Origin of the sequence: Romboutsia hominis (assembly GCF_900002575.1) — a bacterium.
In the GTDB taxonomy this organism is placed as follows: domain Bacteria; phylum Bacillota; class Clostridia; order Peptostreptococcales; family Peptostreptococcaceae; genus Romboutsia_C; species Romboutsia_C hominis.
Genome location: NZ_LN650648.1, coordinates 689,571 through 703,701 on the forward strand (window position 1 = coordinate 689,571; position 14,131 = coordinate 703,701).

At 26.2% G+C, this 14,131-nt stretch carries 18 protein-coding genes; 16 read left to right on the top strand and 2 right to left on the bottom strand.

Annotated features, from left to right (window positions below):
- Nucleotides 1–362: 362 nt before the first annotated feature.
- A complete protein-coding gene (locus FRIFI_RS03165) occupies nt 363–908 on the top strand; it encodes a GNAT family N-acetyltransferase (protein WP_166504951.1) in 546 nt (181 codons plus the stop codon).
- Between the two features lie 32 nt (nt 909–940).
- Here FRIFI_RS03165 and FRIFI_RS03170 read toward each other — a convergent pair whose 3' ends face one another.
- Complete coding sequence (locus FRIFI_RS03170) at nt 941–1,786, bottom strand: patatin-like phospholipase family protein (protein ID WP_166504952.1); 846 nt, start codon at nt 1,784–1,786, stop codon at nt 941–943.
- 252 nt (nt 1,787–2,038) lie between these two features.
- On the opposite strand from FRIFI_RS03170, the gene FRIFI_RS03175 reads away from it, so the two are divergent.
- From FRIFI_RS03175 to FRIFI_RS03190, 4 genes are all read left to right on the top strand, one after another.
- On the top strand, nt 2,039–2,284 hold the full coding sequence (locus FRIFI_RS03175) for a (2Fe-2S)-binding protein (RefSeq protein WP_092927051.1): 246 nt from the start codon (nt 2,039–2,041) through the stop codon (nt 2,282–2,284).
- Between the two features lie 131 nt (nt 2,285–2,415).
- On the top strand, nt 2,416–3,084 hold the full coding sequence (locus tag FRIFI_RS03180; protein ID WP_166504953.1) for an LPXTG cell wall anchor domain-containing protein: 669 nt from the start codon (nt 2,416–2,418) through the stop codon (nt 3,082–3,084).
- Nucleotides 3,085–3,315: 231 nt separating this feature from the next.
- Entirely contained in the window at nt 3,316–3,813 is a 498-nt protein-coding gene (locus tag FRIFI_RS03185; protein WP_166504954.1) for a TspO/MBR family protein, read from the top strand.
- A gap of 157 nt (nt 3,814–3,970) precedes the next feature.
- The gene (locus tag FRIFI_RS03190; RefSeq protein ID WP_166504955.1) at nt 3,971–4,483 is read left to right on the top strand and encodes an HPF/RaiA family ribosome-associated protein; all 513 of its coding nucleotides are present in this window, start codon (nt 3,971–3,973) and stop codon (nt 4,481–4,483) included.
- Nucleotides 4,484–4,528: 45 nt separating this feature from the next.
- Here the strand turns inward: FRIFI_RS03190 and FRIFI_RS03195 are convergent, their stop codons facing one another.
- Nucleotides 4,529–5,503 carry a hypothetical protein gene (locus FRIFI_RS03195; protein WP_166504956.1) on the bottom strand — a complete coding sequence of 325 codons (975 nt, stop codon included), beginning with the start codon at nt 5,501–5,503 and terminating at the stop codon, nt 4,529–4,531.
- Between the two features lie 169 nt (nt 5,504–5,672).
- On the opposite strand from FRIFI_RS03195, the gene FRIFI_RS03200 reads away from it, so the two are divergent.
- From FRIFI_RS03200 to FRIFI_RS03250, 11 genes are all read left to right on the top strand, one after another.
- Entirely contained in the window at nt 5,673–5,909 is a 237-nt protein-coding gene (locus FRIFI_RS03200; RefSeq protein WP_092927041.1) for a YabP/YqfC family sporulation protein, read from the top strand.
- Nucleotides 5,910–5,921: 12 nt separating this feature from the next.
- On the top strand, nt 5,922–7,229 hold the full coding sequence (yqfD, locus tag FRIFI_RS03205; RefSeq protein WP_092927039.1) for a sporulation protein YqfD: 1,308 nt from the start codon (nt 5,922–5,924) through the stop codon (nt 7,227–7,229).
- 12 nt (nt 7,230–7,241) lie between these two features.
- Entirely contained in the window at nt 7,242–8,243 is a 1,002-nt protein-coding gene (locus tag FRIFI_RS03210; RefSeq protein ID WP_092927037.1) for a PhoH family protein, read from the top strand.
- A 20-nt stretch (nt 8,244–8,263) separates the two neighbouring features.
- The gene (gene ybeY / locus FRIFI_RS03215) at nt 8,264–8,725 is read left to right on the top strand and encodes an rRNA maturation RNase YbeY (RefSeq protein ID WP_092927035.1); all 462 of its coding nucleotides are present in this window, start codon (nt 8,264–8,266) and stop codon (nt 8,723–8,725) included.
- A gap of 4 nt (nt 8,726–8,729) precedes the next feature.
- On the top strand, nt 8,730–9,446 hold the full coding sequence (locus FRIFI_RS03220) for a diacylglycerol kinase (RefSeq protein ID WP_092927033.1): 717 nt from the start codon (nt 8,730–8,732) through the stop codon (nt 9,444–9,446).
- A gap of 344 nt (nt 9,447–9,790) precedes the next feature.
- On the top strand, nt 9,791–10,204 hold the full coding sequence (gene cdd / locus FRIFI_RS03225) for a cytidine deaminase (protein WP_092927031.1): 414 nt from the start codon (nt 9,791–9,793) through the stop codon (nt 10,202–10,204).
- A 28-nt stretch (nt 10,205–10,232) separates the two neighbouring features.
- The gene (gene era, locus FRIFI_RS03230; RefSeq protein ID WP_092927029.1) at nt 10,233–11,123 is read left to right on the top strand and encodes a GTPase Era; all 891 of its coding nucleotides are present in this window, start codon (nt 10,233–10,235) and stop codon (nt 11,121–11,123) included.
- Between the two features lie 14 nt (nt 11,124–11,137).
- Entirely contained in the window at nt 11,138–12,517 is a 1,380-nt protein-coding gene (mgtE, locus tag FRIFI_RS03235) for a magnesium transporter (RefSeq protein ID WP_166504957.1), read from the top strand.
- A gap of 72 nt (nt 12,518–12,589) precedes the next feature.
- Nucleotides 12,590–12,745 carry a YqzL family protein gene (locus FRIFI_RS03240; protein WP_092927025.1) on the top strand — a complete coding sequence of 52 codons (156 nt, stop codon included), beginning with the start codon at nt 12,590–12,592 and terminating at the stop codon, nt 12,743–12,745.
- Nucleotides 12,711–13,484, top strand: coding sequence for a DNA repair protein RecO (recO, locus tag FRIFI_RS03245; RefSeq protein ID WP_166504958.1), 774 nt, complete (start codon nt 12,711–12,713; stop codon nt 13,482–13,484). Before FRIFI_RS03240 ends, recO begins: the two co-directional genes overlap by 35 nt.
- A complete protein-coding gene (locus tag FRIFI_RS03250) occupies nt 13,477–14,112 on the top strand; it encodes a DUF4342 domain-containing protein (protein ID WP_242977267.1) in 636 nt (211 codons plus the stop codon). Before recO ends, FRIFI_RS03250 begins: the two co-directional genes overlap by 8 nt.
- Nucleotides 14,113–14,131: the final 19 nt, after the last annotated feature.

Genomic DNA, 14,131 nt, shown 5'->3' on the forward strand with positions numbered 1-14,131 from the left:
ATGTGCTTATTTAATTTTTTTAAGTCATCACCGGAAAATATAGTTAATATAAAGTCGGCAATAATTTCACCTATATCCAATAGAATATCCATATAAAATCCTCCTTTAAAATATTATATAAAAAAATAGATATAGAGTTTCTAAAAGCGAGTTTAAATAAAAATCATACCATATTAATATAAAAAAATAAGACTTACTTAAATTATAGCCATTGAAAAACAATATATCCATATAAATAAAGATAAAGACTAATGAAATATATATAATGTTCTGCTACAATCTTAAGATATATATATATAATCGAAGGATTTTAAAATCATTAATATATGGCGTGTATTAAATTTTTAATTAAGGGGGATATTATGCTACCAATATTAGTAACTAAAAGGTGTATTTTAAAAGAGGTGTGTTTAGAAAATGCAAAAGATATGTATGAATACGCAAAAGAAGAGAAAGTAGTAAGGTATATGACATTTCCAAAACATGAAAGTTTAGAAAATACTAAAAATTTAATAGAAAGCTTTTTTATAGAAAGATATAAACAGGGAATATCTTATGACTATGGTATAATATACAAAGAAAATAACAAATTTATAGGAACATCAGGGTTTTGTAGGATAGAAAATAAAGTAGCAACACTAGGATATTGTCTAACCCCAGACTATTGGAATAAAGGCATAATGACTGAAGTTGTAACAAGGCTAATAAAATTTGGATTTGATGATTTAAAATTAGAAAAAATAGAAGCACAATTTTATGACGGAAATATAAAATCAGGTAATGTAATGAAAAAATGTGGTATGAAATATTTAGGAAGTGAAGAAAGAGAAATAAAGCTACAAGGTAAAATGGTTATGGGAAAAATCCATAGATGTGAGATAACTAAAGAAGATTATTATAAGGGCTAGAAATTTTTCTAGTCCTTATTTGAATATTAAATTTAAACTATAAAATTTAATATTTCATCGTATAGCTCTTTTGCGTCATTATAACCTTCTTCATACAATGCTGTAAGTTTATTAACATCTTTTTCAACTTGACTAACTTTAACAGGTTTTTTAGGTCTAATAACAAGGACATCTCCCTTTTTAGATAATTCATCTACTAAATCAAGGCTTTTATTATAATTAATATGTCTATTTTCAATAGCACTAACAAGATTAGGATAAGCTTTATATCTTCTTTTTACAATTGAAGTAAATTTTTGTTTATTTTTTTTGTAAGTATAATCTCTAGTAAGTACTACTATATTTTTTCTATAGCCTTGATTTATAGCGTATTCAATAGGAATTGAATCAGATACTCCACCATCAACCAACTTATAATTGTCTACCTCAACTATATTTGCAAACATAGGTATAGAACAAGAGGCTTGAAGATAAATAATATCTTTTCTTAAATCACTTAAAGTAAAATACTCTGGTTTTCCAGTTTCACAGTTAGTAGCAACAGCTATAAATTTAGTAGTAGATTTATTAAAAGCATCGTAATCGTAAACATTTAACTCATTAGGTATTTTGTTAAACATAAAGTCCATACCAAATATAGAACCTGTTTTAATTAAATTACGAAAGCTTAAGTAATTTTTATCATTTACATAATCTACAGTAGCATGATAAGCTCTTTTATATTGTTTTGATAAATAAGAAGAAGCATGGCAACTTCCAGCAGAAACTCCAACAACCATATCAACTCCTATATTCTTTTCTATGAAAAAATCTAATACGCCAGCAGTATAAATTCCTCTCATACCACCACCTTCTAATATTAATCCTATTTTATTCATAATTATCCTTTCTATATTTTAAATTTACATAATATAAAATACTTCATTTACTTTGCAACTATTATAGTATAAGGAGTTTATATTGTCTAGTTATTTAAATTTATATTAAATATAATAATATTTATTTATCAGATAAAATTAAAAATACTTGAAAAATGTATTTACTAAATAGAAAACACTTTGTAGTAGATGTTTTTTAAGTATGAAACTATGGGTATAATATAAATATTATAAAAGTTTAAGGAGTATAAAATGCTTAAGAATATAATTAAAAAGTATAAAGAAAACAAAGATAACAAAAATAAAGTAGTTTGTAGTTGCTTTGAAGTAACTAAAGCTGATATACAAAATGCGGTAAATGAAGGGATAACATCTATAAATGAAGTAAGGAAAAAAACAAAAGCTGGTATGGGATGTGGAAGATGTAACGCTTCTATTGAAAGAGTTGTATACAAAGCTATAAAATCTAAAAACGAAAGTAAAGATAAATCTAATTAAGATTTGTATATCCTTTTGCTTGTATTTATATTATATTAAAAATGGAATAAATTATGAATTAAAATATAAAATTTAAATACTTTCCATATAATATGGTAAAATAGTCATAGCAATAACAACTGGAGGATAATATGAAGAAACTAACAACATTAATAACAATATTTATATCTATTTTTGTTTTGACAGGTTGTGTAAATACAGACATAACATTAGATATAGACAAAAAGGGAAATATAAGTGCATCGGCACAAATATTAAGCAGTGATTACCTAATGAAAGGTATAGATGAAGCAAAATTAAAAGAATCATATTCTAATGTAGAAAAAATAACAGAACCAGGGAAAACAGGTTATAAAATAACAGAAAACATAGGAAATATCAAAGATATAAAAATTGATAACAACAAGGATTTAAGCAAATACGCTGATTTAATAAAAATAAATCAAGAAGATAAATTTTTATATAATATATATGATGTTAACATAATGCTAAAAGATTATATGCAAAAAAATATGAGTAGTGAAGAATTAGGTATGCTAGGTCTACTTGGTTCTGGTTTTGATTTGAATTTCCACTTAAATACACCTTTAGAATTGATAGAATCAAATGCAACATCTAACTCAGAAAAAGATGGGATACATACATATAATTGGAATTTTAACTTAGGAAATGTAGATAATATATATGCTAAAGTTAAAATACCTAATATAAAAAATATAGCTATATTAGTAGTTGGTATTATAGCTTTAATAGGTATCATTGTATTTATAATAAAAAAAAGAAAAAAGAATAATATATAAATAAAAGCCAGTTCTAATTAGAATTGGCTTTTATTTATATTAAGAAATCATAAGTTACCTATTTTGTTGATAATCTATAATTAAAAACTATAAAATTTGAGAAATAGAAATACTGCTTATGAAATTATATAGATGATTTTTTATATTTAAATACCGAAAATAAACTTGTCATAAAAAAGAGAACTTGTACATACTTATAAATAAGAAAACAATGAAAAGAGGGGGATAACTTTGATTATATCCGTAAAAGAAGTTATAAATTTTTTTATAAGTGTCCTCATACCACTAGTAGTAGGATATGCTAGTAGTATGATATCTCAAATAATAGCAGGAACAAATACAGCAGCTAACTATGCAAGTTTAATAAAACCAGACTTTGCACCACCCAGCTTTATATTTCCAATAGTATGGACAATTCTATACATATTAATGGGAATATCAGCTTATTTAATATTAAAAAAAGGTTATGAATCTACCAAAGTAAAAGATGCAATGTTTTACTATTGGTTACAACTTGGACTTAATTTTTTATGGAGTATATTATTTTTTGGATTTGATTTAAGACTAACAGCATTAATAGTGCTTGTAATAATGTTGTTAATTGTAATAGTTATGACATATAAATTCTTTAAAATAAATAAAAAAGCAGCTTATATAAATATACCGCATATTATATGGCTTATGTATGCTTTATATTTAAATTATTTTATATGGATAATAAATAAATAGAACAAGCAACAATATATAATATACTACATATACTTAATTAATCATAATTAAAAACCTTATAATATAAAACATTAGTAGAACCTAATGATTAAATTAAGGGAGACTATAAAGTGAAAAATAAAATACCATTTTATTAGACTTTAAGGAGAGGATTTGATTGAAACGTAGTATATGTAGTAGAAATGTAGAATTAAGGGATGGTATAAAAGAGTATATTAATTCAAAGTTTGATAAGTTAAAAAGCTCTTTAGAAGATGGATGTGTCAAAGTTATTATAGAAAAAGATGAAAGCATGTATAACATTGAGGTTTTAATGAGTGAAGATAATGTAAATATTGGAAAAGTGGAAAGTATAAATGAAGACTTGTACTCTGCAGTAGATGCTGCCTTTGAAAAAGTATATAGCAAGCTAATAAGGTATAAATCAAAATTGAAATTTAGTACAGACCCATTAATAATAAAAGGCTCAGAAGAAGCTGAAGAAGATGATGAAATAATAATAAAAAGAAGAAAAAAATTCAATCTAAAACCTATGAGCATAGAAGAGGCAGTACTTCAGATGGAACTTTTAGGACATAATTTTTTTATATTTAGAAATCAAGATAATTATGAAATAAATGTTGTATATAAAAGGAAAAATGGTGGGTATGGATTAATAGAGCATGAATAAAGATATGTAGCTTATAAAAAATACTGAGATTTTTCTCAGTATTTTTTATATTTTATTCTCTAGAAGAAGCAACTCATATACTAGAGAATTAAGAGTATTTATATTTATATATAAACTTTTATTAAAATCATTATGTTTATAATCATATTTAAATGTATAACTTTCAATTATATTATCATATTGATAAGTTTTTATATAGTTTTTATCATAGTATAAATCATTATAAGAATTACTTAATTTATTTTTCAAAAATTCATCAACTATTTTTTGATAAAAATCTTTGCTTTGAATAGGAAGAATTTTTAAATTAAAATATGGTCGCTGATAGATATAAAATATTTTATTATCTTTTTTAGAAATTCTTATTTTGTAAATTTTATTTTTAGTCTTAAAAAAATACTGGTAAAACTTAAGTGCATCATTATTATCGAAAAATATATCAAAATCTTCATCGATTATAGATTCTTCACAAAGAGAATCATCAAATATAGCATTTATAGTTTTTATACAAATAAAACGTAAATATTCATCGGAAGTAGTATCTAAAGTATCATCTTTTGTTTTTTCGCATATATTTAATATGCGTGAGTCACTTGATAAATTATAAGAATTTCTTAAGTTAATTTTAGATTTAGGTTTAATTAATGGATATAAAGATTGCATAGATGAAATTAAATTAAAATAACTATTATTAAGAGATGTAAGTATATTTTTCGAATAATTACTTATTGCATATTTTTTTAAACGTTTTAGATCGGAAAGTATATTAAAGCTAAGTATAAGTATAGAATTTAAATCTACCTCATTTATGGATAATGAATTGGTTGTTCTGATAAATTCATTATCTAGAGAATTATGATATATATTTTTATAAAGTTGAGAGAGTAGCTTCATATTCCTACTATTTTCCTCTTTTATAGAAGTTAACGTATCAATCGAATAAGAATAATCTATGAGATAGCTTAAATATATATCTAGGTAAATGCAATTTTGTATGATTTTTACAAAAATATTTTTCATTTAATCACCTCTTTTTTAATAACATAAATATATAGATATTTTATTCAAATAGATATTATAAGTTTACACGCTGACTTTATTTAAATAAAAAAATAATCATATTAGTATTGAGTTATTAGGCTTAAATTCCATAAAAGAAAAATAAGTAAAAAAATTAAGGAGGAATAGTATGATAGATATTTCAGAAGAATTGTTAGTAAATAAACCAACAGTTACTATAATTTCAAATACCTTCGTAAGTATAGAAAATTATATATCTATAATCACCTATGAATCAGATTTAATAAAAATAAAAACTAGAGAAAAAACAATAAAAATATGTGGAAGTGATCTTTCACTTAAATATATACAAGAAGAAGAAATAGGTGTAAAAGGAGTTATATACACAGTAGAATATATAGATTAGGGGGAAATACGTATGATAAGCTATATAAGGGGATATTATGTTATAAGTGTAGAGGGAGTGGAGATAGAAAAGTTTATAAACCTTTTAATAAGAAGTAATGTAAAAGTTTATAATGTAAAAAGAATAAGTAAGACTAAAATAGAATTTTGTGTAAATAGAGAAGATATGAAGGATTTAAAAAGAGCTTATAGGGGAAATAATTTTGATATAAAGGTAAAGCAAAAAACAGGTGTACCCTTTATACTTAAGAGAATCTATAAATTAAAGGGAATGTGGATTTGTGCTATAATATCGTTGTTTTTACTTATTATGACATCTCAATTTGTAACAGATATATACATAAAGGTTCCAGAAGGGATAAACAAAGATGATGTACGAAAAGAGCTATATAATGCAGGACTAAAGCCTGGAGTTTATAAAAAGAATATTGATAGAAAAGAAATAAGAGACCATATAATGTTAGAATTTAATGATATAGCATACATATCTATAAATGTTAAAGGTACAAATATATTTGTAACTGTAACGAAAAAAGCAGAAACTCTAAAATCTACTAAAGATTCAAATTATTGTAATATAATTGCTAGTAAAAATGGTATAATAGAAAAGGTAATACCAAGAAGTGGAAACCCAAGTGTAAATCCTGGAGATATAGTAAAAAAGGGAGATGTGTTAGTAAGTGGCGCAAATACAAAGTCTCTCCCTGAAATATGGGCAACAACTTTTTATGAAGTTAAAAAAACTGATAGCTATGAAGATACTATAAAAGAAAAAACAGGAAATAAAAAAAGAGTATATACCATAAGTTTCTATGATAAAAAATATACATTAAGGAGAAATATAAAGTATAAGGATTATATTATAGAAAACAAAACACATAAATTATCTATAGGAGATTATACTTTTCCTATAAAAATTGAAGTAAGTACTTTCTATGAAGCTAAGAATAAAAAGATAAGCAAGAATAAAGAAGAATTGAAAAAAGAAATATCAGAAAGGGCTCAAAAAGAAATAGAATATATTATACCTCCATCAGCTAGAATCATAAAAGTAGACCATGATTATAAAGTAAATAAAAATAATATGTTAGAATATGTGTTAACAGTACAAACAACTGAGAATATTGCGCATACTTACGCACTTAGCAAGTCAGAAGCAGAGGAATATATAAAAGAAAGTGAAAAAAATGAGTCAGAGGAAGAAATTCCTAAAAATCCTGATAAAAGACCGATTAATGATATAAGAAATGAATTTGAAGATAAAGATAAAGAAGAAAATGACAAAAGCAAAGAAAAAGATAAAAATTCAAATACAAACTAAGGAGGACGTAAATTGATAGTACAAAAGAAATTTATAGTATCAGAAGAGAAGTTTGAAAGAGAATTATTTGGTAACTTTGATGAAAATATTAAATTGATAGAGGATGCTTTAAATATAGATGTAATATTAAGAGAAGGCAATATAGTTTTAATGGGTGAAGAAAAATATGTAGAAAAAGCCTTAAGACTAATGGATGAACTACATTCAACAGTACAAAATGGAAAACATTTAGACAAGCAAAGTATATCTTATTCTTTATCTCTTTTATTTGAAGGTAGTGAAGAAAAGATAAAAGACCTAGAAGAAACTATAGTATTAACTAAAAAAGGTAATCCTGTTAGGCCAAAAACTCTTGGTCAAAAAACATATATAGATTTAATAAAGAAAAATGATATAACTTTTGGAATAGGGCCAGCTGGAACAGGTAAAACATATCTAGCAGTAGCAATGGCTGTTAAAGCTTTTAAAAAGGATGAAGTAAGTAGAATAATACTTACAAGACCAGCGGTAGAAGCAGGCGAAAGTTTAGGTTTTTTACCAGGGGATTTAAAAGATAAAGTAGATCCATATTTAAGACCATTATATGATGCATTATTTGATATGCTAGGTCCTGAAAAGTTTAGCAAATATTTAGAAAGAGGAACTATAGAAGTAGCACCTTTAGCATTTATGAGAGGTAGAACATTAGATAATGCCTTTATAATACTAGATGAAGCTCAAAACACTACTCCAGAACAAATGAAGATGTTTTTAACAAGACTAGGATATGGCTCTAAAGCAGTAGTAAATGGTGACTTAACTCAAACAGACTTGCCTAGAAAAAGTAAAAGTGGATTACTTCATGCTATAAAAGTACTAGATAAAGTAGAAGGAATAGGAAGTATAAGATTAACAGACAAAGACGTAGTAAGACATGAATTAGTTCAAAGAATAATAAGAGCTTATGATAGATTTGACAATAAGGAATTAGATAAGAAAGAAAGCAAAAAAGATAAAAAAAGTAAAAGAAAATAACTAAGGAAGAAGTGAATAAAATGGAATTAATAATGGATAATAGACAAGATAAAATGGACATAAGTGAAGAATTAATAGAGAAAATAAAAGATATCATATTAGAATGTTTGGACTATGAAGGATATGACGATGATTATGAAGTTAGTTTATCTTTTGTAGACAACAAAGAAATACATGAGTTAAACAAGCAATTTAGAGGGATTGATAGACCAACAGATGTGTTATCTTTTCCAATGATAAGTGAAGATGATTTTGATATAGAATTAGAAGAAAAATCACTAGGTGATATAGTAGTATCTTTAGAAAGAGCTTTTGAACAAAGTATAGAATACAATCATAGCTTTGAAAGAGAAGTATGTTTTTTAGTATGTCATAGCATGTTCCATCTTTTAGGATATGATCATGATACTGACGAAAATACAAAAGAAATGAGACAAAAGGAAGAGCATATACTAAATAAGTTAAGTATAACAAGGGAGTAAGTTTATGAAGGGGACAAAAAAACGTCAGGGGATAGTTAAGGCATTTAATGTAGCTATAGAAGGTATATTATATACATTTAAGTCAGAAAGAAATATGAAAATACATTATTGTGTTGCTGTAATAGTACTCGTAGCTAGTATGTTTTTTAAGCCTTCTAGAATGGAGATGATAGCTTTAATTATGGCTATAAGCTTAGTTGTAATATCAGAAATGTTTAATACGGCTATTGAAAAAGCTATAGACATGGTAACAGAAGAACATCATCCATTAGCTAAAATATCAAAAGACGTAGCAGCTGGAGGAGTATTAATAGCTACTTTAAATTCAGTTGTAGTAGGCTATTTAGTGTTTTATGATAAAATATCAAAACCGGCTGAAAACTTGATAAACTCTATAAGAAGGTCAGAACTTCATATAACTTTAATATGTATAGTAGTAGTTTTAATAGCAGTTGTAGTAGTAAAAACCTTGACAAATACAGGAACACCACTAAAAGGTGGAATGCCAAGCGGACATTCAGCATTAGCATTTGCAATGGCTACAATGATAACTATGATGACAGGTGGACTTATACAATCCACGCTATCATATTTAATGGCGTTTTTAGTTGCACAAAGTAGAATTGAAGGAAAGATACATACATTTTGGGAAACAGTAGCAGGATCAATATTAGGAGTTTTAGTGGGGTTAGCAGTATATCAAATAGGATGGTTTTATTAAATATATAAGAGTCTTCTTTTAATCTTTTTAGGGAGGCTCTTTTTATATTTCATTTTAACTACCTATATTATGAGTAAGTTATGTATATTGATTATATTAATAGATATATTGAATTAAAAAGCAGAAATTAGGCAGATACAAAAATATATTGTAAATAATATAAAATATATATTAAAGTACTCAAATTAAGAGTATTTTATTAAAAAATAAGTCTTAAATTATCAATTTTGTGTTATAATGTAAGGTACTAAATAAATATATTAAATATAAAATACGGAAATAAGAATATTTATTATATATATTTTATAATATAGACTTATAAGATATATCAGGAGGCATATATTATGAATAATAAAGAATTATTAAAAATAGCAGAAGAAGCGAGAAAACATTCTTATTCTCCATATTCAAAGTTTAGAGTTGGAGCAGCTCTTTTAACTAAAGATGGAAAAGTATTCACAGGATGTAATGTAGAGTGTGCATCTTTTGGAGCTACTAACTGTGCTGAGAGAACAGCAATATTTAAAGCTATATCAGAAGGACATAGAGATATAGAAGCAATAGCAGTAGCTAGTGATAACTCTGAAAAAAATGAATCAACATACCCATGTGCAATATGCAGACAGGTTATAATAGAATTTGGGTTAGATATAAGAATAATAACAGGTTATTCTGAAGGAACTATAAAGGAAACAACTATAAAAGAGTTAGTTCCTCACTATTTCTCAGGAATAGACTTTGTAGATAATCATAAATAAAACAAAAGAAAAGACAGGAGACATTTATATGTTTAAATCAGGATTTGTTAGTATAGTAGGGAGACCAAATGTTGGTAAGTCTACTTTAATGAATAATGTGGTTGGAGAAAAAATAGCTATAATGAGTGATAAACCTCAAACTACAAGAAATACAATACAAGCAGTATATACGGATGAAGAAGCTCAAATAGTTTTCTTAGATACGCCAGGTATACATAAACCTAAAAATAAATTAGGAGAATTCATGGTTAAATCAGCAACTGATGCATTTAAAAATGTTGATTTAGTATTATTTGTTGTGGATGATTCTAAAAAGATAGGACCTGGAGACAGAAAAATAATAGAAGAATTAAGAAATGTAAAGAGACCAGTTATATTAGTATTAAACAAAATAGATCAATTACAAGAAGATGAACTATTTGAATTAATGGAAATGTATCACAAAGAAAATGTGTTTAAAGGAATAGTGCCAATATCAGCACTTAAGGGAAGAAACATAAAAGAGCTTATAAAAGTAATAAAAACTTACTTAGAAGAAGGACCAAAGTACTTCCCAGACTACATGATAACTGATCAACCAGAAAGAGTGTTAGTAGCTGAACTTATAAGAGAAAAAGTATTACACTATGTTCATGATGAAGTTCCTCATGGAGTTGCAGTTGAAATAGAAAAAATGAAATCAAGAAAAGATAAAGAAATTGTTGATATATCAGCTGTTATCTATTGTGAAAGAGAATCTCATAAGGGTATAATAATAGGTAAGAATGGAAGAAAATTAAAAGGTATAGGGAAATCAGCAAGAGAAGATATGGAACTATTATTAGGTTCTAAGGCAAATCTTCAATTATGGGTAAAGGTAAAAGAAAACTGGAGAAACTTACAAAATTATGTGAGTAACTTTGGATATACTGATAAATAATAAAGGTGGATTATATGGATAGGAAACAGGATGCTTCCCAGGATTTGTTGGGCGAAGTCAAGAGTTTAATTGAAAATAATAAAATACTAGAATTAAGAGAATTATTAGAAGAATATCATACAATTGATATCTTTGATATTATGGAACATTTAGAGGAAGATATGAAAATAAAATTATTTGAAGTACTTCCCCTTGATGTAGCAGCATCTATATTAGAAGAAAGTGATGCTCAGTTTTTCAGTAGTACTTTATCTAAGATAGATATTGATCATAGAAAAAATATCTTAGAATTAATGTCTTTGGATGATATGGCAGATATTTTAAGTCAGCTTGAAGAAGGCGAGATAGAAAATATAATGGAACTTCTAAGTAAAGAAGATGCAGATGATATAAAAGAACTTTTAATATATGAAGAAGAGTCTACAGGTGGTATAATGACCACTGGATACATAGAAGTAAATAAAGACATGACTGCTAAAGAAGCAATTGAACATATGAGAAGTCATGCTGAGGAAGCAGAAACAATATATTATATATATGTAGTTGATAATGCTGAAAAGCTAGTGGGAGTACTATCTCTAAGAGAGTTAATAACAGCTAGAGATTCTAGCATTATAGAAGATCTAATGAGTGAAAACATAATATCTGTATATGTAGATGAAGATAGAGAAGAGGCTGTAAGATTAGTATCTAAGTATAATCTAATAGCAATACCAGTAATAGATAGACAAAAAAGACTTAAAGGAATAATAACAGTAGATGATATAATAGATGTTATGGAAGAAGAAGCAAGTGAAGATATGTACAAATTTGCAGGTACTTCGGAACAAGAAAGAGACTTTGTAGAAAAAGTTAATCCAACATCAAAAGAACAAATAATATCATCAGTTAGAGCGAGAATTCCATGGCTTATAATAACTTTACTTGGTGGATTATTATCTATGGTAATATTTTCTAATTTAGATTTTATAATGAACCCAACTTATGCATCTTTAGTATTTTTTATACCTGTTGTTATAGGTATGGGAGGAAACATTGGAACACAGTCATCAGCACTTGCTGTTATGGTTCTTTCGAATAAAGATTTAGAATTTAAAAATGTTATAAGAGAAGGTATGGTAGGTCTTATAACAGGAATAATATGTAGTATATTAATAGGAATAGTAATATTTATATTTATGAGGGACATAGATATAGTGTTAGTAGTATCCTTATCTCTATTTATAAACATGATAGTTGGAGCTATGATAGGTGCATTTATGCCATTTTTATTTAAAAAAATGGATGTTGATCCATCAATAATATCAGCACCAATAATAGCAACACTTCTTGATATAGTAGGAATTGCTATATATTTAATGATAACAACTTTGCTTTTGGCAAAAATTGTTTAATAAGTTAATGTATGATTTACCCTCTTCTTACTTAAAATATAAATATAACTGTAAGAAGGGGGTTTTTTAAAAATGAACAATTTATGTTGGGAAATTTTTAAAAAGACAGGCAATATAGAAGCCTATTTATATTTAAAAGATTATAAAACACTAAATGAAGAAGTAGAAACTATGAGGGAGATAGAAACAGACTATGATAGTATTGAACACCCAGGGGATAGTACTTAAGGCAGTAAGATATGAAGAAAACGATGTTATATTAACTCTATTTACAAGAAAGCTTGGAAAAGTATCAGCATTAGCAAAAGGAGCTAAAAAAAACAAGAGCGCTCTACTTTCATCTTCGCAGCTTTTTGCTTATTGTAATTATACATTAAGAAAACAAGGAAGTATGTATAGGGTAAGTCAAAGTGATATTATAAAAAGTTTTTATGATATATCCTACGATATAGATGCATTTTCTTATGCTACCTATATAACTAAGTTAGTAGAAAACTCAACCTTAGAAAATCAAACTAACAATAGGTTATTTATACTACTTGCACAAACTTTATATCTATATACTCAAGTTGATGTAGACAAGAAATTTGTAACACATGTATTTGAATTAAAATTTTTAGATTATATAGGTCTTAGACCAATAATAAACAGGTGCTCAGTATGTGGTACTAGAGACTTAAAATCACCAGCATTTAATGTATACGAAGGTGGAGCATTATGTAGTAGTTGTAGTGAAAATGTACAAGACAACATAAGTATAGATGTAACAACGTTAAAATTAATGGAATATATATTATCAAACGATATATTAAGATGTTCCAAAGCAAAAGTATCTAAATATATCATATATGAACTAGAAAAAATACTAAAACAATACTTAGCGGTACATGTAGATAATATAAATCAAAAATCTTTATACATGTTAAGAGAAATGAAAAAATCTTCAAAAGAAGATTTGAATGAGTAAGTTTAGAATAATTATAAGGGAGTGGATAATGGTGAATGAAAATATTACAATAGAAAAACTAGATGCTGTTATACAAAGAGTACCAGGTGCTACGTATGAACAAACTAAAAGTGCATTAACAAAAACTAATGGAGATGTTATAGAAGCGATAATATCTCTAGAAGGACAGATAGGCTTTAGCGGTAAAAGTAAAAAGGTTAAAAAGAATGTAGAACAAGTATTTTCAAAAGATAGTGAAGATATGAAAGAACTTAAAAATAAAGTAAAAGATTTACTTCAAAAAAGTAGCGTCATAAGAGTTATAGTAGAAAAAAATGGTAAAAATATAATGAATATACCTCTTACAGTAGGAGTAGTAGGTTTAGCACTTGGTCCATTGGTAACATTAGTTGGACTTTCAGCTGCAGTTATAGGAAAATATAACATAATGATTCAAAATGAACAAGATGGTTCAATAGTTGATTTAGGGGAATTAAATGAAGAAAAGTTAAGTATGTTAAAGCAAATGCTAAGTAATACTGCTAAAGGGATAAAAGATACTGTAGTGGAAAGCAAAAAAGACGATAAAGACATAACAGATGAGCTTATAAATGAATATGACAATTCAAATTTAGATAACAACAAATAGAGATAAAATTATGATTTTT

Bases quoted from the DNA above. Each gene is read 5' to 3' on its own strand.
- FRIFI_RS03165 (WP_166504951.1), top strand. From the start codon at position 363: ATGCTACCAATATTAGTAACTAAAAGGTGTATTTTAAAAGAGGTGTGT.
- FRIFI_RS03170 (WP_166504952.1), bottom strand. From the start codon at position 1,786: ATGAATAAAATAGGATTAATATTAGAAGGTGGTGGTATGAGAGGAATT.
- FRIFI_RS03175 (WP_092927051.1), top strand. From the start codon at position 2,039: ATGCTTAAGAATATAATTAAAAAGTATAAAGAAAACAAAGATAACAAA.
- FRIFI_RS03180 (WP_166504953.1), top strand. From the start codon at position 2,416: ATGAAGAAACTAACAACATTAATAACAATATTTATATCTATTTTTGTT.
- FRIFI_RS03195 (WP_166504956.1), bottom strand. From the start codon at position 5,503: ATGAAAAATATTTTTGTAAAAATCATACAAAATTGCATTTACCTAGAT.
- FRIFI_RS03200 (WP_092927041.1), top strand. From the start codon at position 5,673: ATGATAGATATTTCAGAAGAATTGTTAGTAAATAAACCAACAGTTACT.
- yqfD (WP_092927039.1), top strand. From the start codon at position 5,922: ATGATAAGCTATATAAGGGGATATTATGTTATAAGTGTAGAGGGAGTG.
- ybeY (WP_092927035.1), top strand. From the start codon at position 8,264: ATGGAATTAATAATGGATAATAGACAAGATAAAATGGACATAAGTGAA.
- FRIFI_RS03220 (WP_092927033.1), top strand. From the start codon at position 8,730: ATGAAGGGGACAAAAAAACGTCAGGGGATAGTTAAGGCATTTAATGTA.
- cdd (WP_092927031.1), top strand. From the start codon at position 9,791: ATGAATAATAAAGAATTATTAAAAATAGCAGAAGAAGCGAGAAAACAT.
- era (WP_092927029.1), top strand. From the start codon at position 10,233: ATGTTTAAATCAGGATTTGTTAGTATAGTAGGGAGACCAAATGTTGGT.
- mgtE (WP_166504957.1), top strand. From the start codon at position 11,138: ATGGATAGGAAACAGGATGCTTCCCAGGATTTGTTGGGCGAAGTCAAG.
- FRIFI_RS03240 (WP_092927025.1), top strand. From the start codon at position 12,590: ATGAACAATTTATGTTGGGAAATTTTTAAAAAGACAGGCAATATAGAA.
- recO (WP_166504958.1), top strand. From the start codon at position 12,711: ATGATAGTATTGAACACCCAGGGGATAGTACTTAAGGCAGTAAGATAT.
- FRIFI_RS03250 (WP_242977267.1), top strand. From the start codon at position 13,477: ATGAGTAAGTTTAGAATAATTATAAGGGAGTGGATAATGGTGAATGAA.